General features: G+C 63.8%; 20 protein-coding genes. 11 read left to right on the top strand and 9 right to left on the bottom strand.

Features of this window, described 5'->3' with window-relative positions; genetic code table 11:
• Positions 1 to 75: 75 nt before the first annotated feature.
• Both AC1DQR_RS05755 and AC1DQR_RS05750 read right to left on the bottom strand, forming a co-directional pair.
• The gene (locus AC1DQR_RS05755; RefSeq protein ID WP_477132680.1) at positions 76 to 582 is read right to left on the bottom strand and encodes a GNAT family N-acetyltransferase; all 507 of its coding nucleotides are present in this window, start codon (positions 580 to 582) and stop codon (positions 76 to 78) included.
• 551 nt (positions 583 to 1,133) lie between these two features.
• Positions 1,134 to 2,108: an alpha/beta fold hydrolase gene (locus AC1DQR_RS05750; RefSeq protein ID WP_416048383.1), complete on the bottom strand. Its 975-nt coding sequence runs from the start codon at positions 2,106 to 2,108 to the stop codon at positions 1,134 to 1,136.
• Between the two features lie 82 nt (positions 2,109 to 2,190).
• Here AC1DQR_RS05750 and AC1DQR_RS05745 point away from each other — a divergent pair, with 82 nt between their 5' ends.
• The gene (locus tag AC1DQR_RS05745) at positions 2,191 to 2,628 is read left to right on the top strand and encodes an Rrf2 family transcriptional regulator (protein ID WP_416048382.1); all 438 of its coding nucleotides are present in this window, start codon (positions 2,191 to 2,193) and stop codon (positions 2,626 to 2,628) included.
• A gap of 415 nt (positions 2,629 to 3,043) precedes the next feature.
• Here AC1DQR_RS05745 and AC1DQR_RS05740 read toward each other — a convergent pair whose 3' ends face one another.
• The 4 genes from AC1DQR_RS05740 to AC1DQR_RS05725 all read right to left on the bottom strand — a co-directional run bounded on the left by AC1DQR_RS05740 (position 3,044) and on the right by AC1DQR_RS05725 (position 7,129).
• Positions 3,044 to 4,045, bottom strand: a complete 1,002-nt coding sequence (locus AC1DQR_RS05740; protein WP_477132679.1) for an NADP-dependent oxidoreductase — start codon at positions 4,043 to 4,045, stop codon at positions 3,044 to 3,046.
• A 164-nt stretch (positions 4,046 to 4,209) separates the two neighbouring features.
• Positions 4,210 to 5,073, bottom strand: coding sequence for an alpha/beta fold hydrolase (locus AC1DQR_RS05735; protein ID WP_416048380.1), 864 nt, complete (start codon positions 5,071 to 5,073; stop codon positions 4,210 to 4,212).
• A gap of 101 nt (positions 5,074 to 5,174) precedes the next feature.
• Complete coding sequence (locus tag AC1DQR_RS05730) at positions 5,175 to 5,963, bottom strand: SDR family NAD(P)-dependent oxidoreductase (protein WP_416048379.1); 789 nt, start codon at positions 5,961 to 5,963, stop codon at positions 5,175 to 5,177.
• Positions 5,964 to 6,034: 71 nt separating this feature from the next.
• On the bottom strand, positions 6,035 to 7,129 hold the full coding sequence (locus AC1DQR_RS05725) for an alkene reductase (protein ID WP_477132678.1): 1,095 nt from the start codon (positions 7,127 to 7,129) through the stop codon (positions 6,035 to 6,037).
• A gap of 151 nt (positions 7,130 to 7,280) precedes the next feature.
• Between AC1DQR_RS05725 and AC1DQR_RS05720 the strand changes: the two genes are divergently transcribed.
• Positions 7,281 to 7,862, top strand: a complete 582-nt coding sequence (locus tag AC1DQR_RS05720; RefSeq protein ID WP_416048377.1) for a TetR/AcrR family transcriptional regulator — start codon at positions 7,281 to 7,283, stop codon at positions 7,860 to 7,862.
• Positions 7,863 to 8,113: 251 nt separating this feature from the next.
• Here the strand turns inward: AC1DQR_RS05720 and AC1DQR_RS05715 are convergent, their stop codons facing one another.
• Positions 8,114 to 9,037 carry a LysR family transcriptional regulator gene (locus tag AC1DQR_RS05715; RefSeq protein WP_416048376.1) on the bottom strand — a complete coding sequence of 308 codons (924 nt, stop codon included), beginning with the start codon at positions 9,035 to 9,037 and terminating at the stop codon, positions 8,114 to 8,116.
• Positions 9,038 to 9,137: 100 nt separating this feature from the next.
• On the opposite strand from AC1DQR_RS05715, the gene AC1DQR_RS05710 reads away from it, so the two are divergent.
• On the top strand, positions 9,138 to 10,559 hold the full coding sequence (locus AC1DQR_RS05710; RefSeq protein WP_477132677.1) for an aldehyde dehydrogenase family protein: 1,422 nt from the start codon (positions 9,138 to 9,140) through the stop codon (positions 10,557 to 10,559).
• 370 nt (positions 10,560 to 10,929) lie between these two features.
• Here AC1DQR_RS05710 and AC1DQR_RS05705 read toward each other — a convergent pair whose 3' ends face one another.
• Positions 10,930 to 11,817, bottom strand: a complete 888-nt coding sequence (locus tag AC1DQR_RS05705; RefSeq protein WP_477132774.1) for a LysR substrate-binding domain-containing protein — start codon at positions 11,815 to 11,817, stop codon at positions 10,930 to 10,932.
• Positions 11,818 to 12,012: 195 nt separating this feature from the next.
• Here AC1DQR_RS05705 and AC1DQR_RS05700 point away from each other — a divergent pair, with 195 nt between their 5' ends.
• The 4 genes from AC1DQR_RS05700 to AC1DQR_RS05685 all read left to right on the top strand — a co-directional run bounded on the left by AC1DQR_RS05700 (position 12,013) and on the right by AC1DQR_RS05685 (position 16,828).
• On the top strand, positions 12,013 to 13,002 hold the full coding sequence (locus AC1DQR_RS05700) for an SLAC1 anion channel family protein (RefSeq protein ID WP_477132676.1): 990 nt from the start codon (positions 12,013 to 12,015) through the stop codon (positions 13,000 to 13,002).
• 13 nt (positions 13,003 to 13,015) lie between these two features.
• On the top strand, positions 13,016 to 13,597 hold the full coding sequence (gene mug / locus AC1DQR_RS05695) for a G/U mismatch-specific DNA glycosylase (protein ID WP_477132675.1): 582 nt from the start codon (positions 13,016 to 13,018) through the stop codon (positions 13,595 to 13,597).
• Positions 13,598 to 13,780: 183 nt separating this feature from the next.
• A complete protein-coding gene (locus tag AC1DQR_RS05690) occupies positions 13,781 to 15,337 on the top strand; it encodes an AMP-binding protein (protein WP_477132773.1) in 1,557 nt (518 codons plus the stop codon).
• Positions 15,338 to 15,406: 69 nt separating this feature from the next.
• The gene (locus AC1DQR_RS05685; RefSeq protein ID WP_477132674.1) at positions 15,407 to 16,828 is read left to right on the top strand and encodes a carotenoid oxygenase family protein; all 1,422 of its coding nucleotides are present in this window, start codon (positions 15,407 to 15,409) and stop codon (positions 16,826 to 16,828) included.
• Positions 16,829 to 16,894: 66 nt separating this feature from the next.
• Here AC1DQR_RS05685 and AC1DQR_RS05680 read toward each other — a convergent pair whose 3' ends face one another.
• Entirely contained in the window at positions 16,895 to 17,593 is a 699-nt protein-coding gene (locus AC1DQR_RS05680) for a TetR/AcrR family transcriptional regulator (protein WP_477132673.1), read from the bottom strand.
• 431 nt (positions 17,594 to 18,024) lie between these two features.
• Between AC1DQR_RS05680 and AC1DQR_RS05675 the strand changes: the two genes are divergently transcribed.
• The 4 genes from AC1DQR_RS05675 to AC1DQR_RS05660 all read left to right on the top strand — a co-directional run bounded on the left by AC1DQR_RS05675 (position 18,025) and on the right by AC1DQR_RS05660 (position 22,468).
• The gene (locus tag AC1DQR_RS05675; protein ID WP_477132672.1) at positions 18,025 to 19,296 is read left to right on the top strand and encodes an MFS transporter; all 1,272 of its coding nucleotides are present in this window, start codon (positions 18,025 to 18,027) and stop codon (positions 19,294 to 19,296) included.
• A 53-nt stretch (positions 19,297 to 19,349) separates the two neighbouring features.
• Complete coding sequence (locus AC1DQR_RS05670) at positions 19,350 to 20,198, top strand: dihydroorotate dehydrogenase electron transfer subunit (protein ID WP_416048370.1); 849 nt, start codon at positions 19,350 to 19,352, stop codon at positions 20,196 to 20,198.
• Positions 20,191 to 21,141 (top strand): dihydroorotate dehydrogenase, encoded by a 951-nt coding sequence (locus AC1DQR_RS05665; protein ID WP_477132671.1) that lies wholly within the window; start codon positions 20,191 to 20,193, stop codon positions 21,139 to 21,141. Before AC1DQR_RS05670 ends, AC1DQR_RS05665 begins: the two co-directional genes overlap by 8 nt.
• 73 nt (positions 21,142 to 21,214) lie before the next feature.
• Positions 21,215 to 22,468, top strand: coding sequence for a hydantoinase/carbamoylase family amidase (locus AC1DQR_RS05660; RefSeq protein WP_416048368.1), 1,254 nt, complete (start codon positions 21,215 to 21,217; stop codon positions 22,466 to 22,468).

The following is a 22,468-nucleotide window of genomic DNA, read 5'->3' as shown; positions in this document are numbered from 1 at the left end:
AGGATGGCGAATGCGCTGCATACTTTGAAAGCTCGATGCGTAATGTACGAGCATCCTGATGCTTGTCATCATCCGTCAATCGCAGACGCATGGTAGGCGTGGCGCGGAAGGGGCCAACGCAAGCTTCTTCACCATGGGCATGCAGGCCAGCCGAAGTCCCGAGGGGGATTGGTAGATCGACGGCGTATCACCGATGAAACCACATCGCCGGTAAAAGGCGGCGGCGTTCAGCGTGGCCTCGAGATTGATCTCAGTTAACTCGGCCTGGCGCGCCAGGCATTCGAGATGGGTCACCATCTTCATACCTACGCCGCGTTGCATGAAGTCGGGGTGGACAAAGATTGCCCCCAACTCTCTCTTTTCAAGGTCAAGCATGCCTGTGGCGACGGGATCCCCCTGGATGCAGACCAGATGAAAGTGATTTTCCACCAGGTCTCTATACCACTCCGTGAGCGGTACGGCCGTCCACGCCTGGACCTGCTCCGGGGAATAGGCGGTGCCGCATTGATCTTGTATCGCCAGGCGGCGAATATCGAATGCCGCCTGGGCATCGCTTCGCCTGGCTCGTCGAATCTCCAGCATTTCCATTCTCCGTTCATGGCCATCAGTGACGGAGAACCAAAAAAGCCCCGTCATTGTTGGCGGGGCTTCGAGTCACACGCTGAATCCTGGATGCGTACGACTTCATGGCCCGCCGAAGGCGGTCATGGAGAAGCACATCATGTTCATCTGGCGTATGTGGGGCATCCCCGGATAGTGGCGGACGCCTTGCGGATTGTCAATGTCAAGGTCCGCTCCTGGCCGATCGTGTTGAGAACCCAATCTACCCACTGAGCAGACTGGGCCTGCCGGTTGCCAACCGCTCAGATCGGCCTGTGTTGAACGATTGTCGGTTCGGGGTTCGCCCCCTCCTGAAATCTCGCCGGGAGCCGGGTCTACGGAGTGTCTCAACGCCATCGGCCGCATTCAGCCGTCGGACCGATCCCTTGAACTATACGGTTACGGTCACCCGGGCCGTCTCGACTCTCCCATGTGCAGGAATGGGGCCGAGTTCGACCCGTCTCCGACATTCCTCCTTGAGCGCGGAATGTCCGCTATCCGCAGTTGAACCGTCGGATCACGCCGGGGCAAACTCAAAGATCGCGAAGAAACTCAATCAATGCGGAGTTGACTAAATCCGGTGCCTCTTGTTGTAGCCAGTGCCCTGCTCGCGGAATCACTTGGGAGACGCGTAGGTTTGGCACGAGCTGGGGCATGGCGCCGATGACCTCGTGCATGCCTGGAATTGCCAGACCTGTGTCGCGCTCGCCGACAAGGTAAAGCGCTGGGACCTCGACGCGCAGACCCTCGAAAACGGCTTGCACTTCCCAGTTGCGGTCGAGGTTGCGATAGTAGTTCAATCCGCCGCGAAAGCCAGAAACGCTGAATGCCTGAACAAATTTGTCAAGGTCGGCGGGGGCGAGCCACGCGGGCAACGAGGACGGATCATTCAGAGAGTCAAGGAGCCCGCGACTCCGTAACAGAAGTCCAAAGGGATTAGGTGTATTCGCGTCGCGGACACCTACATCGCCCGATGCAGAGAAATAGATCTTGCGCAGTGTGGCCGCAACGTCATGCTCAAGTTCTGTTTCGGCCAACCCTGGTTGGGAAAAGTAATGTGTGTAGAACCACGCCTGGTCGGTCTGCGGAAAAAGCCGACTCGGCGCCATCGGCGCGCGGCCCATCATTGGCACCCCGAGCGCAGCGACCGCGCGAAAGCGGTCGGGCCGAAGCATCGCAGCCTGCCAGGCAATGGTTGCGCCCCAATCATTTCCCACGACGACAGCGTCGGGTTCTCCGAGCACATCAACAAGCGCGACCAGGTCAGCGACAACGTCTAAGGTTGTGTACTGTCCGATCGCCGCTGGACATTCGCTTGATCCGTAGCCACGCAAATCTGGGGCGACTGCGCGGAAGCCGGCGCGCGCAAGTGCAGCCAGCTGGTGCCGCCAGGCATGCGAGGTCTCGGGAAAGCCGTGACAAAGCAACACTAACGGACCATCGCCCTGTTCAGCGACGTGCAGGCGGATGCCGTTGGTTTCAATATAGGTTTGACGGTATGCACTCATGCTTGCTCGAAGAGACAGTTGTACACAAGAATCTCGACATATCGTAACATCTAAAGTTACTCATTTCCACATTCTCAAAGTTATGCAACGTGATACCCGGCTGGCTCGACTTCTGCACGTACTCATCCACATGCATCTTCGCGGCGGCGCGACCACTTCGGAGACGATCGCGCAGATGCTGCATACAAACCCCGTCGTTGTTCGCCGCACAATGGCTGCGCTACGCGAAGCTGGATATGCAAGGTCGACAGGCGGTCCAGGCGGAGGTTGGGCACTCGCATGTGACCTCGACGCTCTTACGGTGAGAGACGTTTACGTGGCCATCGCGCACACCGCATTGTTCGCGATCGGCCCGGCTGACGACAATCGCAATTGCCCGGTAGAGGCGGCGGTAAATCGGCACATCAATGAGGCCTTGCGTTCAGCAGAAAATGCGTTGCTTCAACTGTTTGGCGAAAAGCGACTCTCACAGATCGCGCACGACGTGACCTCGTCAAAGTCGGGCAAGACGACCACCTAATTCGGGGGCCATGGAATGGGTATTAATGGAGGCAAGTCGCGCGGGCTTGCTTGACAACGACTTCTCGGACGAACGGGTATCAGCTTCCAGCCTGCAAGCAGGCGCTGTCAATGCCCCTTCCTGGCCGGGGAAGCGACCGATTGGCAGGCACGTACAAGGCAAGGGCAACCACGGGAGGAAGTTGCCGGCTGCGCAAGGAGTGAGAGGAGGAATTGCTGTTCCAGTTTTTCCAAGACACAAGCCTTCTACCAGGCCCGCGCAACTGGAGCGGCGCTGCCAGTTACTGCCTGTGATGATCGAGAGGGAGCTAGTCCGCTCTCATGGCGATCTTGAGGGGGCGAAAGCAGGGCTGCGATGGCGGAAGTGTCGAAACGCATAGTGCCAGGCGAAATGTCCAAGCTCGGTCTGCTCGTGTCTATTTCACCTTGACGATGACCTTGCCCTTGGCGCGTCCTAGATCGACGTAAGTCAGAGCATTTGCCGCTGCGTCGAGAGGGAACACGCGATCCACAATGGGGCGGATGGATCCCGACTCGATCAGCGAGGTGATCTCGCGCAGTTGGTTTCCTTCGGCGCGCATGAATACGAACGCGTAGGTGACGCCACGCTGCTTGGCCTTCTTCCTGATGCCGTGGCTCAGCAGGCGCAGCACCAGCTTCAGCGGCCAGGCCAATCCCTGCTCGACCCCGAACTCGGGTGTGGGCGGACCGGAAATGGATATGAGGTGTCCGCCTGGCTTAAGCACCTGCAGCGATTTTTCCAGCTCGTCGCTTCCGAGGCTGTTCAGCACCACATCGTAGTCGCGCAGCTCGGTTGCGAAGTCCTGCTTCTTGTAGTCGATGACGATATCTGCGCCCAGCGCCTTGACCCACTCGACATTGCCCGTGCTCGTGGTCGTGGCAACGAAGGCACCCAAATGCTTGGCCAACTGGATGGCGATGGTGCCCACGCCGCCAGAGCCCGCATGGATCAGCACCTTCTGCCCCTGCTTCAGCTTGGCAACTTCGACTAGCACTTGCCAGGCGGTCAACGCGACCAGGGGGATGGAAGCGGCTTCCTCCATGGACAGGTTCGCAGGCTTGCGTGCCAGCGCTGCCTCTTTGACCGCGATGAATTCGGCAAAGGTGCCGATGCGGTCCTGATCGGGACGGGCATAAACCTCGTCGCCCGGCTTGAAACGGCTCACAAGGGGGCCGACCCGCACGACCGTGCCGGCCACGTCGTTGCCAAGGATTAGGGGCAATCGATAGGGAAGGACCCGCTTGAATTCGCCGCTCCTGATCTTCGAGTCCAGCGCATTGACACCCGCCGCGTGGATCTGGATCAGGACGTCATCGTGACGCAGTTCGGGCTCCGGCATTTCGGCGATCCGGCCGCTCTCTTGCTTGCCGTAACGATTGATGATGAAGGCTTTCATGGGTTTAGGTTCTTTCTTCTGAGCGCTAGTGTTGGCGGAATTGCGATTGCGCTCATTCCGCCCGGACCCGTGCTCTGAATTAGGGTTCGAGTTTCGCGATGGACATGGCAGGACTCTCCTGGACGCGGTCCGGTCTGTTGCAGGGAGATGGAAGTGCCATTGCGTCATTCAGCGAGGAATGCCAAGGCATTCGACACAAAGTCGGTGTGGTACTGGAAAATGCCGCCATGCCCGGCGTCCTCATAGAGGATCAACTGCGCATCTGGAATCCGGCGGGCCATATCGTGGCTGAGTGCGGTGGGCACCATGATGTCGTTGTCACCGTTGGCGATCAGGACCGGCGCACGGACGCGGCTCAGGTCCTGGGGCGCGCGCCGGCCCCATGCCTTGATCGCCCGGAGCTGGCGCAGGAAGGCGCTGGGCGTGGGGCCTTTGACGCGATTGGACTTGCGTTCCTTCAGCCGCTTCAGGAAGGCGCCCGCGGCGCGTCGGCCATTGGCCGTCGAGGTGAAAAACAGGTAGTACTTGGGATCGCGTAGCGTGAGCAGTCCCTTGAGTATCAACGGCCAGGAGACTACTCCCACCTGATCGATACCCCAGCCTCCGGCCGGCCCCGTGCCGGTGAGGATGAGCTTGCGCACCAGGTCGGGCGCTTTCATCACTACGTCCTGTGCCACGAAGCCGCCTAGCGAGAAGCCGAGCAGGTCGACTTGTGCAAAGCCCAGCGCGCGGATCACGGCGATGATGTCAAGCGCCATCTCCTCGACCGTCACGGGTGCTGTACCGCCAGACGCGCCGATTCCCCGATAGTCGATGGCGACGACGCGATGCCGGCCGGAAAGGCCATCGATGATCCTCGGGTCGAAGTTGTCCAGGACCGCACCCCAATGGTTGAGCAGGATCAGAGGTACTCCGCCGCCTGGGCCAATTTCGCGATAGGCGAAGGCAGTTCCAGCGACGTCGATGGAGCGGTTCGGCGCATGGACGTAAGACGCGCCCGATTCGGTACGCACTTCGGAACGGGTCATTGTTAACTCCCTGGGTCCTGTTCGGCGCGGGGATGTAGTGTCGATGTCGCAGGGCATGACGGCTAGTCACGATGCTCAAGTTCCCGCAGAAGCTTCCGGGCTCAGGAAGTCGCCCGATAGCGCTCTGCGGCGAGCGCCTGCCGAATGTCTGAGAGCAGCCCCTGGCGTGCGCCATCCAGCGCGTCCCAGCGTGCAGCTTCGTGCAGCGGCGGGATAGTGATCAACTCGCGCCGGTCGAATCCAACCAGCGCTGCGTCGACCAGCTCGCCCACTTCCATCACCTCGGGCAGCGTGTTGAGGTCAATGCCGGCGCGCGCCCAGATCTCGGTGCGTGTCGCCGCAGGCAGCACCGCCTGCACGTAGACGCCCCTGGGCGAGAGCTCCAGGCTCAGGCCCTGCGACAGGAACAGTACGAAAGCCTTGGTCGCACCGTAGACCGACATGCCGAACTCCGGCGCCAGGCCAACGACCGAGCCGATGTTGACGATCGCGCCTTCGCCGGCTTGCGCCAGGCGCGGGGCGATCGCTGCGGCCAGCCGCGTCAGGGCGGTGGTGTTGAGCGTGATCAGGCGTTCGATGCTGTCGGCGGTCTGCTCGACGAAGCCGCCCGATTGGGCGATGCCGGCATTGTTGATCAGGATGCCGATGCTGGTATCTGCGCGCAAACGCGACTCGACGGTGGCCAAATCGGCCGCCTGAGTCAGGTCGGCCTGGAGTACGTCGACGGCGACATTGGTTTCCTTGCGCAGATGCGCGGCGAGCGCGTCCAGCCGCGACTTGTCGCGCGCGACCAGCACGAGGTGGTGGCCACGCCGCGCGAAGCGCTCGGCGTAGGTGGCGCCGATGCCGCTGGAAGCGCCGGTGATAAGGACGGTGGCATTGCTGGTCATGTGTGTTTTCTCTGGAGATCAGGCGGATTTCCGGGCCGCAATGGCGCGGGATGAGGTCTGTGTTGTGGTACTTACTCGGCGCTGGCTTCGGCCAGCGTGGGGTAGTCGGTGTAGCCWTCGGCGCCRCCGCCRTASAGCGTGGCCGGGTTCAGYGCCGCSAGYGSYGCGCCGCKCTTSAGGCGCTCGACSAGATCKGGRTTGCTGATGAACGGGCGGCCGAAGGCAAACAAGTCCGCTTTGCCCTCGGCGAGCCGGGCGCTCGCCAGTGCCAGGTCATAACCGTTGTTGGCCAGGTAGGTTTGCTTGAAGCGGCTGCGCAGCGCGTCGTAGTCGAAGGGGGCCACGTCGCGCGGGCCGCCGGTGGCGCCCTCGACGACATGCAGGTAGACGATGCCTAGTGCGCTGAGCTGCTCGGCGATGTAGTCGTACTGCGGCTGCGGGTCGCTGCAGGAGATAGCGTTAGCCGGCGAAACCGGCGAGATGCGTACGCCGGTGCGTTCGGCACCGATTTCCCTTGCCACGGCGGCGACGACTTCCAGCAGCAAGCGCGCACGGTTCTCGACGGAGCCACCGTAGGCGTCGGTGCGCTGGTTGGCACCGTCCTTGATGAATTGCTCCAGCAGGTAGCCGTTGGCACCGTGGATCTCCACGCCGTCGAAGCTAGCAGCAATCGCGTTGGCCGCGGCCTGGTGGAAGTCGCTCACGATTCCCGGCAATTCATTGAGTGCCAGCGCGCGCGGTTCGGACACGTCCGCGAAGCCGTTGTTGACGAACGTCTTGGTCACGGCGCGGATGGCCGAGGGCGCGACCGGCGCGACTCCCCCTGGCTGCAGGGCCACATGCGAGACACGGCCGACGTGCCACAACTGCACGAAGATCCGCCCACCCTTGGCGTGTACGGCGTCGGTGACCTTGCGCCAGCCGTCGATCTGCTCTTGCGTGTACAGGCCGGGAGTGTCCTGGTAGCCCTGGGCCTGCGCTGAAACCTGGGTGGCTTCGGTGATCAGCAGGCCCGCAGACGCGCGCTGGGCGTAGTAAGTGGCGGCCAGGTCGCTGGGTACCAGGCCAGCGCCGGCGCGGTTGCGGGTCAGCGGGGCCATGACGACGCGGTTTGCCAGCGTCAGGGAGCCGAGGGAATAGGGTTCTAGAAGTGTCTTATCGGGCATGTTGTGCCTGTTGCGTGGACGTGTGAGATCGGAAGAGTGGATGTGCATTCCTAATGATGATGAACGAAATCATTGGCGTCAAGAATTTTGATTATGATCGACATCAATGTATAGTGAGCACCTGCAGACGTGAACGAAGAGTCCTCCCGGTATGAAAATCACCAAGGCGCAAGCGCAGGCGAATCGCGCACACATCGTCGAAACGGCGTCGACGCTCTTTCGTGAGCGTGGCTACGACGGGATTGGCGTTGCGGATCTGATGGCGGCAGCCGGCTTCACCCACGGCGGGTTCTACAAGCATTTCGGGTCCAAGGCCGATCTGATGGCCGAGGCTGCTGCTTGCGGCTTTACCCAGTCTGCGGAGAAAGCCGAGGGCGCCGACGCTGTCGCGTTTGTGCAGCAATATTTGTCGCGGGAGCACCGCGACAACCCCGGGGATGGATGCACGATGGCGGCGCTTTGCGGAGATGCGGCGCGTCAGCCGGAGCCGATGAGGGCGGCTTTTGCGGCCGGGCTGGAAAGCTTGTTAGCGACTCTGAGCCGCGATGATGGCGCGCTAGACGCTCACGTGCGGCGTGAGACGCGTGCCAGGCGGATTGACACGATTGCGCATGCAATAGGGGCGATCATGTTATCGCGGGCGTGTCCCGACGATTCACTGCTCGCTGATGAAATACTGGAGGTCTGCCGCCTGGCGATCCTGTCGCAGTTATCGCCGCCGGTTGATGCATAGCCGGACGTGCCAACTAAAGATTGCTCGTTTTTCGCGGCTCGATAGTCCTTGCAGTGGAGAGGCGACATCCGGATGCTAGACCGACGACATTTGCGATAGTCGCCTTCTCGTCTGCCGCCTTATACGGCCGGCTGTGCCCGACCCACATTTGCCGTTCGGCGTCTCATCAGGTAAACGGCAGCTTTGGGGGGAGCATCGGTCGTCCGTATCTCGTAACGCGGCACTAGAGGTCCGTGCACCGGGCGCCGCCCCTATGCGGATGTGCGCTGACGGCGCGCCCGCCGCGTGTCGGCATGTTTGCGAATCATGTCGATCAGCGCGCGCAGTCCGGCCGGTACGTGGCGGCGGCCCGGATAGTACAGACAGAGGCCGTCGAGCGGGGGCGTCCAATCGTCCAGCACGCGAACCAGCGTGCCAGCTTCCAGATCCGCGGCGACGTTCCATTCGGTCAGATACGCAAGACCGAGACCGGCACGCGCCGCCGCCAGCATCAGGCCCGGCTCGTCGAGCGTCAGTGCGCCTTTGCCGTCGATACGCAACGTTTCGCCGTGCCGCTCGAACTCCCACTGATATATCGCGCCGCTCGGCATGCGTGAGCGGATGCAGCGGTGTGCGTTCAGATCGGCGGGCGTGCGCGGCGGGTCTTGCTTCGCAAAATAGGCTGGACAGCCGACCACGGCAAAGCGCTGCCTGTCACCGAACGGCACCGCGATCATTCCCTGCGGCACCGTTTCGGTCAGCCGAATGCCAGCATCGAAGCCTTCGACGACTATATCGATCAGGCGCCCTTCGGTGACCAGATCAAGCTTCATCTCCGGATAGCGCTGCAGGAATTCGATGAAGAGCGGCATCACCTGCCTGGCCGCGCCGGTTGACGCATTGATGCGCAGCGTGCCCAACGGCGTGTCGCGGAAGCTGCCGGCCTGTTCGATCGCGACGCGGATCGTCGAAAGTGCGGGCGCGACGCTGTCGACGAACTGCGCGCCGGCTTCCGATAACGACACGCTGCGCGTCGTACGATTGAAGAGCCGTACGCCGATACGCGCTTCGAGCGCCGCCACCGCATGACTGAGCGCAGACGTCGACATGCCCAGATCCGTCGCGGCCGCGCGAAAGCTGCGATGACGCGCAACCGCCAGCACCGCCTCCAGTTCGCCCAAGCCAGATGTCTTCATTGTCCCGATTTTTTCAATAGTACATGCAGTATTGTACGACTAGTAAGCGCAATGCATCGGGTCTATCTTTAGTTGTCTGGAACGTTCCCTTGGAGCAGCCATGCAGATCATCGACAAAATCTATATCGACGGCGCCTTCGTTACACCGCACGGCGACGAATTGTTCAACCTCTTCAATCCGGCGACCGAGCAGGTAATTGGCCGCGTGCGTCTCGCCGATGCGCAAGACGCGCGCGATGCGATCGCCGCCGCAAAGCGCGCGTTTCCCGCGTTTGCCCGCACCAGCAAGCGCGAGCGCATCGACATGCTCAGGCGCATGCACGAAGCCGTTGTCGCCAGGGAGGACGAGCTGTACGAGGCGATCACCGAGGAATACGGAGCCCCCGTATCGCGCGGTCGCTGGATGGCGCAGCATGCCAGCGATGTGCTGCTCGAAGCGGCGAAGGTGCTGCAGGACTACGCGTTCACGCGTCGCGTGGGTATTGCCGAGGTCGTGATGCAGCCACTAGGTGTCGCCGGTCTGATTACACCGTGGAACAGCAACGCGGGATTCATCTGCGGCAAACTCGCCGCCGCGTTGGCTGCGGGTTGCACGGCCGTCATCAAGCCAAGCGAGATGAGCGCGATCCAGACGCGCGTCGTCACCGAAGCGTTGCACGACGCCGGCTTGCCGCCGGGCTTGTTCAATATCGTGACGGGACGCGGCGAAACAGTCGGCGCGCAGATCAGTTCGCATCCGGATGTCGCAAAGCTCTCGTTCACCGGTTCGACCGCGGTCGGCAAGACGATTCTGCGCGCGGGTGCCGAGACGTTGAAGCGCGTGACGCTCGAACTTGGCGGCAAGTCGCCGGTGCTCGTGCTCGACGACGCGAACTTCGACGAGGTGGTGCCGCTCGTGATTCAGGCCGGCTTCATGAATAGCGGCCAGGCTTGCATCGCAGGCACACGTATTCTGGTGCCGCAGCAGCGGCTCGCGGAATTTGAAGCGCGGGTCCAGCAGGAAGTTGCGCGCACGCAGGCAGGCGACCCGCGCGATCCGCGGACGACTGTCGGCCCGATGGTCAGCCAGAAGCAGTGGGAACGCGTGCAGCGCTATATCCGGATCGGCATCGACTCAGGCGCGCGCCTGATCGCGGGAGGCGAAGGCCGGCCAGACGGCATCGACGCAGGATGGTTCGTCCGTCCGACCGTCTTCAGCGATGTGGCCAACGACATGGCGATTGCCCGCGAAGAGATCTTCGGTCCTGTGCTGTCGATTATCACGTACCGCGATACGGAAGATGCGGTGGCTATAGCCAACGACACCAATTACGGCTTGCAAGCGTATGTGTTTTCGGCGGATGACCAGCGTGCGCGCGAGCTCGCACGGCGAATCGAAGCGGGTCGAGTACTGGTCAACACGCTGGCACACGAACCGGCCGCGCCATTCGGGGGCTTCAAGCAATCTGGTATTGGCCGCGAGTACGGCACGTTTGGGCTCGAGGCTTTTCTCGAGCCGAAAGCCGTTCTCACTGTTTCCTGATCGCGCAACCCAAACGCGCGTTGAAGYGACTCGTCGGGCTGCAAGGCGGATTTCCAGCGTTTATGAGTACTGGAAGATGAAGAGCGGTTGGCGCAGGCGCTCGCTGATCTCTTCTGAATGGCAAAGGATGGACAATCAGCGCGAGCGTGGAGGAGAGTTGGTAATGGTACGGCGTGGGAGGGCTTACGGCCGACAATGCAACGCTCGCGGTCGCAGCGCGAAAGTCCGTTGTCTGGTGCGGAGCTGCCGTTCGGATGGCTCTGCGCAACGATGGGCCAACGTCTGAAGATGGCCGGGAAGGGACCTCTGCCGGCTGCTACCCAGTCGTCTCTTCCCGACTTGCGACGCTCCCACCCTCGACCTGCAAGCGTCAGACTTCCACCTCCACCACCCGAGCCTTCAAGCGCGGCGCGGCGAAATCGAGAAAAGCGCGCAACTTCAGCGGCAGGATGCCCTGTCCGGTGTGAACAAGGCTGATGGGCCACGGCGCCGGCTCGAACGGTGCGAGCACGATCCTGAGCGCGCCGGCGCGCAACGCGCTCGCCATCTGATAAGACACCACGCGCGTGATCCCGACGCCGGCCACCGCCGCATCGACCGCGGCTTCGGCAGTGCTGACGGCAAGCCGCGAACGGACGGGCACCGCGATTTCCGACTTGCCCGACATGAAGGTCCAAACCTGCCTGGAAGCCATCCGTTCGAACGTGATGCATGCATGCGCGGTGAGCTCAAGCGGGCTCGTCGGCATGCCGTGCTCGGCGAAGTAGGCCGGGCTTGCGCACACCACCCGGCGCACTGTGCCAATCCGTGCCGCGACGAAACTGCTGTCAGGCAGTTCGGCAACCCGCAATGCGACATCGACGTGCTCTTCAAGAAGCGGCACCACGCGGTCGGTCAGCACCATCCGCACATCGATGTCCGGATAGGTCTTGAGGAAATCCGCGACCACGGGCAAAACGTGCAGGCGTCCGAAGACGAGGGGTGCGGTGATGACGATCTCGCCTTTGGGCGCCGCATACTCCCCCGAGGCCGCACGCTCCGCCTCCCCCACTTCCTCGAGAATGCGCCGGCATGCGGCGACATACGCTTGCCCGGCTTCGGTGAGGGAAAGCTGTCGGGTGGAGCGATGCAGGAGTCGGGTTTTCAGGTGCAACTCGAGGTCTCCGACCTTGCGGCTCACCGTTGCGAGCGGCATCTTGAGTTGGTGCGCCGCAGCAGAAAAACTGCCGGCTTCGACCACAGCCACCAGGATCGACATGGATTCGAAGCGATCGGCCACGTTCTCATTTTTTGGGAGGATGATTCCCAATAATGGCAGATTATCTTGGCAGGTGGAAGAGCATATTATCGGCAGCACCTCCCCGGCAAACGAGGCGGCGAACGATTTGAGGCTTGTCGATTGGCTGCGCTGGGCCGCCACATCTCAGGTCCCAACGAATCTGGAGAATGTGCTGTGTCAACGCTTTCGAGTCCCCATCCGCAGGCCTTGCGGACAACCGCTTCGATCAGAAATTTGCCCGTCAACCTGTTTGCGTCGGTAATGGGCATTGCCGGACTGTCCATTGCATGGCGCCAGGCCAGCCACGAGTTCGGGGTCAGTCCGCTGATCTCCGATGCAGCCGGCGTCCTCGCCCTGGTGGTGTTCGTCGTGCTGGGCGTGGGCTATCTCGTCAAGGCAGTCAAACATCCTGAGGCGGTCGTCGCCGAGTACCGGCATCCCGTCGCCGGCAATTTCTTCGGCACGATCACGATCGCCATCCTGCTGCTTTCCTCGGTCGTTGCGCAACTGAGCCAGACGCTCTCCGAAGTCATGTGGACGGTGGGTGCCGTTTTCACGCTTGCGCTCTGCTTCGCGATTGCGGGCCGGCTGCTGCGGGGAAAGATCGACGCTGCGCACGCGGTTCCCGCCTGGTTCATCCCGGGTGTGGCCACGTTGGATATCGCCGTTGCCGGCGGGACCATGCCAATGCCGTGGGCGCATGAAGTCAACTTGTTCGCGCTGGCCGTGGGAACGATGATTGCCCTCTTGTTCTTTACGATGATCATGTCGCGAATGATCCACCACGAGCCGCTGCCCGCCAGCATGGTCCCTTCCCTGCTGATCCTGATGGCGCCGTTCGAAGTGGGCTTTCTTGCCTACACGAACTTTACGCAGCGGGTCGACACCTTCTCCGGGTTGCTGTTCTACTTCGGTCTCTTTGTATTCCTCACACTGGCACCCAAGGTGTTTCGCAGGGGAATGCCGTTCGCTTCGGGTTGGTGGGCAATCAGCTTTCCAATGGCAGCGCTAGCGATTGCGTCGCTGAAATACGCGATGTTCGTCCAGGCCTGGCCCGTGAAGGCGATTGCCATCATCCTGCTCGCCATGCTGACCCTCGCGATTGGGGTTCTCTTTGTCAAAACGCTGCACATTCTCCTTAACGGCAAGCTGCTCGGCGGTTGAAACGGCGAACGACATGACCGAAGTTCAGGACCCGCGCGTATTCTCCGACCCCACAGGCGGCGCACCATCGCCGCCGCTACSGGACGTGATATCGGAAGGCTTGGCAGTCGTTTTTTGTGGAATCAATCCCGGCATGAGAGCGGCGGCAAGCGGCCACCACTTTGAAGGCAAGGGCAACCGCTTCTGGCGAGTCTTGCATCTGGCCGGTTTCACGCCAGTGATGATGCGCCCGGAAAACGACCGGGACCTGCTCGTCCATCGGTGCGGATTGACAACAGCCGTTGCCCGGCCTACCGCGCGGGCCGATCAGCTTTCACCGCATGAATTCCATGCATCGACTTCGGCATTGCTGAGGAAAATCGAACTACATCGCCCCACCTGTATCGCCTTCCTGGGGAAGGCCGCATACGCAGCCATTTCAGGTCAGCGGCAGGTCTTATGGGGACGCCAGAACGCGATGTTGGGTGGGTCGACTGTGTGGATCCTTCCAAATCCGAGCGGGTTGAACCGCTCGTTCAGCCTCGATGACCTCGTTGGGGCTTATAGCGCGTTGTACCTTGCGTATGCCTCGCCGAAAGCCTGGTTTGCGCAATAGACCGCAAAACACAGGACATCGGAAAACCTCGGGGTCGCGGTGGCCGTCTCGCCCCCTTGCTCCCCACCACGCGGCCCCCGCGTGCCGCCAACTGCCGTCCACCTCCACTCGCGTAAAACCTCCTTGCCACGTCATGATCCGCCTGCTAGAGTCCACAACTGATCACTGCATAGTTAAAGAAGAATCGATCGTGCCGCCTGGCAGGCGCGACGACCACCGACAGGAGACACGATGGTTCCGGCACTATGGTTTGACGGGCGAGCGTACTCGGCCGACTGGATGAAGGGGGAGATCCGGCGCATTCTCGCTGGCCTGCACGATCTGCAATGCAAGGAGGGCGACACCATCGCCGCCATGCTGCGCAACAGCCCGGAGTATGTGGCGCTTGTGCTGGCCTGCCGCCAGGCGGGGCTGTACCTGGCATCGATCAACTGGCACTTCAAGGCGCTCGAAGCCAACCATATCCTGACCGACAGCGGCGCCCGCGCGCTGGTTGTCGATGCGGACCTGCTCGACCAGGTGCGCGAAGGCATTCCCGCGGGCGTCGGCGTTATCCTGGTCTCGCGCGGCGCAGCGCGGCCATCCAGCCCGCAGGCGCATCACTGGGCGGATTTCGGGGCGGGCCTGCCAGCCATGCCGGCGCGCACCGGCACCTCGCACGGGGCCATCGCCTATACCTCCGGCACCACCGGCAAGCCCAAAGGCGTGCGCCGCATTCCCGGCGCGCCCGAAGAGCGTGCCGCCATGGAGCAGCGGCTGCAGCGGGTCACCGACATCGTCTACGGCACCGGAGCGGACGTAACGGCCTACCTAAGCGCGCCGATCTACCACAGCGCGGCCATGGCCTACCTCTCGCACTTCTGCAACCTGGGCGCCACGCTGGTGCTGGAGCCGCGCTTCGATGCGCAGCGCACGCTTGCGCTGCTGGCGCGCCACAAGGTCACGCATGCCTATCTGGTGCCGACCATGTACCAGCGCCTGCTGGCCTTGCCGCCTGAAGCGCGCACGGGGCATGACCTGTCCGCGCTGCGCCAGGTGGCCTCGACCGGCTCGCCCTGCCCCGTTCCCCTCAAGCAGGCCATGATCGCGTGGTTCGGGCCCATCATCACGGAGGCCTACGGATCGAGCGAGGCGGGCTACACCACGTTTGCCGACTCGGCGAACTGGCTGCGCCATCCGGGCTCGGCAGGCAGCCCGCTCCCCGATGCCGAAATCCGCATCCTGGACGAGGACGGCAACGCGCTGCCGGCGCGGGAAATCGGCCTGATCTATGTGCGCCAGCGCGCCCTGCCCGACTTCACCTACATCAACCGGCCCGAAGCGCGCGCGGCCGTGGAGCGCGACGGGCTGATCACGCTGGGCGACATGGGCTACCTGGATGAAGACGGGTTCCTGCACATCTGCGACCGCAAGGCCGATATGGTCATTTCGGGCGGTGTGAATATCTATCCGGCGGAGATCGAGTCGGTGCTGCAGACCATGCCGGGCATTGCGGACTGCGCGGTCTTCGGCATTCCCGATGCGGAGTTCGGCGAAGGCCTGGCCGCCGCGGTCCAGCCAAGCCCCGGGCACAGCCTCGACGGCGCGCAGGTGCAAGCGTTCCTGCGCGAGCGCATTGCCAACTACAAAGTGCCGCGCATCGTCGAGATCCACGCGATGCTGCCGCGGGAAGACACCGGCAAGATCTTCAAGCGCCGGCTGCGCGAGCCGCACTGGCAGGACCAGGCGCGCGCCATCTGAATCCAGCGGTGCCCAAGCGCATCAAACCCATCAAAAGCAGGTAAATAAAACAGATCGGAGACAGCACCCATGGCCATCGCCTTCCCCACCAACGAGCCCTATTTGTCCGGCTACTTCGCGCCGCTGCACGCCGAGTGCGACGCGCCCAACCTGCCGGTCACCGGCGAGGTGCCCGCCGGGCTGCGCGGCACCTATTACCGCAACGGGCCGAATCCGCAGTTCGCGCCGCGCGGCAAATATCATTGGTTCTCTGGCGATGGCATGCTGCACGCGTTTCATATCGAGAAGGGCCGCGTGTCCTACCGCAACCGCTGGATCCGCACGCCGAAATGGGTCATGGAAAACGAGAACGGCGAAGGCTTGTCAGGCTCGCTGGCAAGCCGGCACCTGACGGACCCCAGGCTGCTTGAACTGAACTCCACCGTGGCCAATACCAACGTGGTCTGGCATGGCGGGCGTCTGCTGGCGCTGGAAGAAGCGCATATGCCATTCGAAGTGGACCCGGTATCGCTGGCGCCGCGCGGCTACCAGACCTTCGATGAGAAATTTTCCGGGCCCATGACCGCGCACCCCAAGATCGATCCGGTCAACGGCGAAATGGTCTTCTTCGGCTATGGGGCCCGCGGCCCGTTCACGCCGGACCTGATGCTGCATGTGGCAGACAGCCAGGGCAAGCTGCTGCGCTCCGTGCATATCGTCGCGCCGTTCCCGAGCATGGTCCATGACTTCGTGGTGACGCGCACCCACATCCTGTTTCCCATCTTCCCGCTGACGGGGTCGATGGAGCGCGCCACCAACGGCCAGCCGGCCTATGCGTGGGAGCCGGACAAAGGCACGCACATCGGCATCCTGCCGCGCGACGGCACCGCGGCGGACGTGCGCTGGTTCACCGGCGATCCGTGCTACGTCTTCCATCCGATGAACGCCTTCGACGCGCCGCCCGGCAGCATCGTCTGCGACATGATGAAGTACGACGTGCCGCCGCTGTTCCCCGGCCCGGACGGACGCCCGCTCTCCAACGGCGCACCCGTGGCCAGCCTGGTGCGCTGGACCTTCGACCTGACGGGGAAATCCGGCGCGTATCGCGAGCAGCCGCTATGCGATACGCCGGGCGAGTTTCCGCGCCTGGACGAGCGCTTTGCCATGCTGCCCTACCGGCACGGCTATTACTGCAGCGGCGATATCTCCGCCTCCACCAAGGGCGACAGCCTGCGCAGCGGCCTGGCGCATATCGACCTGGCCACCGGGCAGGTCGCGCAGTACCAGCCGCCGGCCGGCGACAAATGCGGCGAACCCGTGTTTGTCCCGCGCCATGCCGATGCCGACGAGGGCGACGGCTGGCTACTGTCCGTGATCTGGCGCGCCGCGGAGAACCGCAGCGATATGGCCATCTTCAATGCGCAGGCGCTGGCGCAGGGGCCGGTGGCGCTGGTGCACCTGTCGCATCGCGTGCCCGCCGGCTTCCATGGCAACTGGCGTCCCGCCGACTGAGGCGGATGCATGCCGCCATGCACGCAGCGCAAGGTGCTGGTGGACTGACCGGGCCAGGCCCCCGGCCTAGCGCGGCGTTGCCGACCCCCGCAACGCCGCCAGGCAGAACTGCACGACAACATCGGCCATCTGCTCGGCCGTGGGCTTGTGCGTGGAAGCCACAGGCAGGCGGCGGCGGTCGATGGTCAGCGTGGCCAGGCCATGCGTGGCGGCCCACACGGAGAAGGCCAGTTGCTCCTCGCTGAGCTCGCCGACGCCTGGCGCCTGCAGTACGGGCCCGATGGCACTGCGCAGCACCTGGAACGAGGCAGCGCCCGCCTCCGCCAGCTCCGGATACTGCTCCCGGTCCGCGATCTCCGGCCCGAACATCAGGTGAAAGCGCGCGGGATGCGCCTGGGCGAACGCCACGTAGGCGAGCATGATCGCCCGCAGCCGGCCTGCCGCATCGGCAGGGTCGATATTCTCTACGCTCTGGCGGCGATACGCCACCAGGTCGCGAAACGCCTGGGCCGCAATGGCGGCCAGCAGCCCGTTCCTGTCCTTGAAGTGATAGGCCGGCGCGCCCGGCGAAACCCCAGCCAGCTTGGCTGCCGTGCGCATGCTCATGCCCGCGATCCCCTCGGTATCGAGCAGATGGGTGCCCCACGCGATCAGCGAAGCGCGCAGGTCGCCATGGTGCCATTGCCCTTCCGGCTTGGTGGTTCCACCTTGGGACTGGCCCTGCTTTACCGGGGCGTCGCCGCGTGCTGTTGCTGGTTTTTTCATGGGAGCGGAGTTTATCAAATGCCTGCACCGCGGCATGAATGCCCACGGTTTTCTCAATAATTAGACAATTGTGCCGTCACGGCTGCTGCGGACCAGCGCGAGGTGCCCACGGGCCACAGTCCTGGGTGCTGCCAGGCGCCTAAAAATCCCTTGCAAACGCGATTTTTCACGCGTAATCTAAAAAACGAGACAGGCACCGAGTGGCAAAGGCTATTTGCAGCGTAGTGCCTGCAGCCCGATCCATCCGGTTATTTTTTTCTCCATGCAGTCTACAAATTGAGACACGTTTCGGATTACCAGTGGTGTCCCGTAACCCGGGCCAGCCGGCAGCACCGCTAACCCGCGCAACAATTGAACCAAAGGGCGCTACTCGTCGACGACTCAACCCGCCGGCCGGCGCACATGCTCAACAAAGGCTCAGAGGAACGCCCATGGAAGCCAACGCTCACGCATCGGTCCCCACGTCCGATGCCCCGCCCCTACGACCCGACCAGGCCTCGCCCTACGCCTGGAAGGCGCTGGCCGGCTCGGCCATCGGTTACGCGATGGATGGGTTCGATCTGCTCATCCTCGGTTTCATGCTGCCTGCCATCAGCGTGGCGTTGAGCCTGAGCACCGGACAGTCCGGCGCCCTGGTGACGTGGACGCTGATCGGCGCAGTTGCCGGCGGCATCCTCTTCGGCGCGCTGAGCGACCGTTACGGGCGGGTGCGCGTGCTCACCTGGACCATCGTGCTGTTTGCGGTCTTCACCGGCCTGTGTGCGTTCGCACAGGGCTTCTGGGATTTGCTGGCCTACCGCACCATCGCCGGCATCGGCCTGGGCGGCGAGTTCGGCATCGGCATGGCGCTGGCCGCGGAAGCCTGGCCCGCCAGCAAGCGCGCGCGGGTGTCGTCGTACGTGGCGCTGGGCTGGCAGAGCGGCGTGCTGCTGGCGTCCTTGCTGACGCCGCTGCTGCTGCCGCATATCGGCTGGCGCGGTATGTTCCTGCTGGGCGTGGTGCCGGCGCTGGTGGCCTGGTTCGTGCGCAACCGGCTGCATGAGCCGGAAGTGTTCGTGCGCCATGCCAAGGCCCACGGCAAGGCCCAGCACAAGAACAAGCCGAGCGCGTTCAAGCTGCTGGTGGCCGATGGCCGCACCACGCGGACCAGCCTCGGCATCGTGATCCTGTGCTCGGTCCAGAACTTTGGCTACTACGGCATCATGATCTGGCTGCCGACCTATTTGTCCAAAGCCCTGGGCTTCTCACTGACCAAGTCCGCCATGTGGACCTCGGTCACCATCGTGGGGATGATGGTCGGCGTCTACGTGTTTGGCCAACTGGCCGACCGCATCGGGCGCAAGCCCAGCTTCCTGATCTTCCAGGCTGGCGCGGTGGCGATGGTGATCGCGTATGCGCAGATGTCGGACCCCGTCACCATGCTCTGGGCCGGCGCGGTCATGGGCCTGTTCGTCAACGGCATGATCGGCGGCTACGGCGCGCTGATCTCGGAAGCCTATCCCACCGCGGCGCGCGCCACCGCGCAAAACGTCCTGTTCAACATCGGGCGTGGCGTGGGCGGCTTCGGGCCCATTGTGGTCGGGGCCCTTGCCGCAGCCTATTCCTTCCAGGTGGCCATTGCCCTCTTGGCCAGCATCTACGTGCTGGACATGATCGCCACGATCTTCCTCATCCCCGAGCTCAAGGGCGTCGAGCTGGAATAGGCGGCTCGCATTGCATCGCCCCGTACCGCATTAGTCAGGACTCAGGAGTCATCATGCCTGCAACCTTGTGCAGCCCGGACAGCACCGCCACGGTAGCGTCTTATCGCTGCCGCGTGGTCGAACATTCGTGGGTCAACCAGCGCTACAAGCACATCCGCCTCGAAGCGGATGCGCCCATTGCCAGGATCACGAAGCCCGGGCAGTTCTACCAGCTGCGCTGCCCTACCACCGACACGGAACAGCCGTTCTTGCTGCGCCCCATGAGCGTCTATGGCGCGGGGCCGGAAGCGGGCCGCATCGAGTTCCTCTACAACGTGACCGGCGTGGGCACGCGCGCCATGGCCAGCCTGCCGGTGGATGGCCACATGGAGATCGTCGGCCCGCTCGGCAACACCTTCACCTTCAGGCCGGATTTCAGGCGGATCCTGGTGGTGGCGCGCGGCGTGGGCCTGGCCACCATGGCGCCGCTGATCCAGCAGGCAGCCGAAGCTGGCACCGCCATTACCGCGGTGATGTCGGCCCGCACCCGCGACGACCTGATGGAGCACGCATTCCTGCGCGGCGCCAACGCCCAAGTGCATAGCGTGTTCGATGCCGATGGCTCCTCGTCGGTGCAGGCCATGGAAGTACGCATGCGCGGCCTGATCGGGCAGCAGCGCCCGGATGCGGTCTACACGTGCGGCTCGCACCGCCTGCTGATGCTGCTGCAGCGCGTGCTGGCCGACCATCCCGAGGTGGTGGGCGAAGTCGCCATGGAGCAGCGCATGGCCTGCGGCATGGGCGTGTGCCTGTCCTGCGTGCGGCTGTTCGATTGCGATGGCGACAAGCAATTCCTGCGGGTCTGCCGGGAAGGCCCGGTGTTCTCCATTCGTGAAGTGGTCGGGGAGGTGGAGTTTGGCTGATCTCACCGTTCGGGTTGGCGACTTGACGCTGCGCAACCCGGTCATGCCCGCCTCCGGCTGCTTCGCCATCGAGTACCGCGAAGCGCTGGACCTCAACCAGCTTGGCGCGCTGGTGATCAAGAGCGTCTCCCCCAGCTCCCGGCCCGGCAACCCCACGCCACGGGTAGCCGAGGCCGATGGCGGCATGCTGAACGCCATCGGCATCCCGAGCAAGGGGCTCGACTATTACCGCGAATGCGTGCTGCCGCCCTACACCCGCTACAACACGCCGGTGGTGGTGTCGATCTCCGCCGATACCGCGCAGGCGTTCGCCCTGGCGTGCGAGCAGATGTCCTTGCCCGAGGTTGCCGCCATCGAGGCTAATATCTCGTGCCCCAACCTGGAAGCCGACGGCATGGCCTTCGCCATGCTGCCCGAGACCACCTACAAGGCGGTCTGCGCCATCCGCCGACGCACGCGCCACCCCGTCTGGGTCAAGCTCACGCCCAACGCCAGCCACATCGCGGCCGTGGCCCGGGCGGCGGAAGACGCCGGCGCCGACGCCATCGTCATGGGCAACACGGTGCTGGGCATGGCCATCGACGTGCGTACCCGCAAGCCCAAGCTGGGCAATGTCATGGGCGGCCTGTCCGGCCCGGCCATCAAGCCGATTGCCCTGCGGCTGGTGCACCAGTGCCATCGCGCCGTGCGCATCCCCATCATCGGCTGCGGCGGCATCCAGAACGCCGAGGATGCCGTCGAGTTCATGCTCGCCGGCGCCGCCGCCGTCCAGGTCGGCACGGCGTCCTTCCGGGACCCCGGCGTCATGCAAAAGATCATCGACGGGCTGCGGGACTATTGCCAGGAAACCGGCACCGAGGCGCTGCGCGACCTGGTGGGCCAGGTCCGGCTCGACCCGCACTTATGCGACCGCTGGCTGCGCTTCGCGCAGCAATCCGGCTGAGCGCCATCCGCAAAAGACCGCTCGCGCCGGCGCATGCCGCTGGCGCGTCACTGCAACGATCAACAAACGTGTCATGGAAATTCTGGAACTCAAGCCGGTCGCCGAACAGCTCTTCAAGGACATACGCGAGCTGTCGTCCGATGGCGTTGGCGTGACCCGCGACAGCTACGGCGCGGGCGAGACCGCGGCGGCGGCCTACCTGCGGGACTTCGCGCTGCGCCACGGCCTGCAAGCGCAGGCCGACCGCGCCGCCAATCTCGTCTTCCGCCTGCCGCAAGCCGACGCGGGCGCGCCCGCTACGTGGGTCGGCTCCCACCTGGACTCCGTCCCGCAAGGCGGCAACTTCGACGGGCTGGCAGGAATCGTCGCTGGCCTGCTCTGCCAGCTCCGGCAAAAGCGGTCCGGCCGGCACTCGCGCGTGCCGCTGCAGGTGGTGGGCTTCCGGGGCGAGGAAAGTGCCTGGTTCGGCAAGGCGTACATGGGCTCGGGCGCGCTGCTGGGCAAGCTCAGCGCCGACGACCTGGCGCTGGCGCACCGGCATTCCGGCGAGTCGCTGGCGGCCTGCATGACAGCCGCCGGCGCCGATGTCGAGGCGATCCGCGCGCAGGCGCCGCTGCTCGACAAAGCCAAGGTCCATGCCTACCTGGAACTGCATATCGAGCAAGGCCCCGTGATGGTCGCGCGCGGCTTGCCGGTGGCGGTGGTGCCCGGCATCCGCGGCAATGTGCGGCACAACCGGATCCAGTGCATCGGCGAGGCCGGCCACTCCGGCGCGGTGCCACGGTGGCTGCGCAAGGACGCCATGTTTGCCGTGGCCGACCTGATCACGCGGCTGGACGAGCACTGGCGCGTGCTGCTGGAGCGCGGCATCGACCTGGTCGTCACCACCGGCGTGGTCAGCACCAGCCCGGAAGAGCATTCGATCTCCCGCATCCCCGGCATGGTGAACTTCAGCTTCGAGGCGCGCAGCAAGAGCGTGGAAACGCTGGAAGGCTTCTATCAACTGCTGCGCACGGAATGCAAGGCCATCTCGCGCGACCGCGGCGTGCGGTTCGAGTTCGACCGCCGCATCGAATCGGCCCCGGCCACCATGGACGGCAGGGTCTGCGAACTGCTCACGCAGGCATGCCGGCAACGCGACCTCCCGGTTGAGCCGGTGCCGAGCGGCGCCGGGCACGATGCATCGCTGTTCGCCAACGCCGGCATCCCCACCGGCATGCTCTTCGTGCGCAACGAGAACGGCTCGCACAACCCGCACGAGGCCATGGACATCGATGATTTCCTGCTTGGCGCGCAGGTGCTGGACGACACCATCGCGAGCCTCTGA

The sequence above is a fragment of the Cupriavidus sp. 05L411 genome, assembly GCF_056398045.1.
The sequence above is the reverse complement of the archived record's forward strand: the minus strand, read 5'-3'. Positions and strand labels throughout refer to the sequence as shown.

Coding starts and splice junctions, on each gene's coding strand:
- AC1DQR_RS05660 (WP_416048368.1), top strand. CDS start 21,215: ATGGAAATTCTGGAACTCAAGCCGGTCGCCGAACAGCTCTTCAAGGAC.
- AC1DQR_RS05705 (WP_477132774.1), bottom strand. CDS start 11,817: ATGTCGATCCTGGTGGCTGTGGTCGAAGCCGGCAGTTTTTCTGCTGCG.
- AC1DQR_RS05750 (WP_416048383.1), bottom strand. CDS start 2,108: ATGAGTGCATACCGTCAAACCTATATTGAAACCAACGGCATCCGCCTG.
- AC1DQR_RS05755 (WP_477132680.1), bottom strand. CDS start 582: ATGCTGGAGATTCGACGAGCCAGGCGAAGCGATGCCCAGGCGGCATTC.
- AC1DQR_RS05715 (WP_416048376.1), bottom strand. CDS start 9,037: ATGAAGACATCTGGCTTGGGCGAACTGGAGGCGGTGCTGGCGGTTGCG.
- AC1DQR_RS05685 (WP_477132674.1), top strand. CDS start 15,407: ATGGCCATCGCCTTCCCCACCAACGAGCCCTATTTGTCCGGCTACTTC.
- AC1DQR_RS05735 (WP_416048380.1), bottom strand. CDS start 5,073: ATGACCCGTTCCGAAGTGCGTACCGAATCGGGCGCGTCTTACGTCCAT.
- AC1DQR_RS05740 (WP_477132679.1), bottom strand. CDS start 4,045: ATGAAAGCCTTCATCATCAATCGTTACGGCAAGCAAGAGAGCGGCCGG.
- AC1DQR_RS05670 (WP_416048370.1), top strand. CDS start 19,350: ATGCCTGCAACCTTGTGCAGCCCGGACAGCACCGCCACGGTAGCGTCT.
- AC1DQR_RS05710 (WP_477132677.1), top strand. CDS start 9,138: ATGCAGATCATCGACAAAATCTATATCGACGGCGCCTTCGTTACACCG.
- AC1DQR_RS05720 (WP_416048377.1), top strand. CDS start 7,281: ATGAAAATCACCAAGGCGCAAGCGCAGGCGAATCGCGCACACATCGTC.
- AC1DQR_RS05675 (WP_477132672.1), top strand. CDS start 18,025: ATGGAAGCCAACGCTCACGCATCGGTCCCCACGTCCGATGCCCCGCCC.
- AC1DQR_RS05745 (WP_416048382.1), top strand. CDS start 2,191: ATGCAACGTGATACCCGGCTGGCTCGACTTCTGCACGTACTCATCCAC.
- AC1DQR_RS05730 (WP_416048379.1), bottom strand. CDS start 5,963: ATGACCAGCAATGCCACCGTCCTTATCACCGGCGCTTCCAGCGGCATC.
- AC1DQR_RS05680 (WP_477132673.1), bottom strand. CDS start 17,593: ATGAAAAAACCAGCAACAGCACGCGGCGACGCCCCGGTAAAGCAGGGC.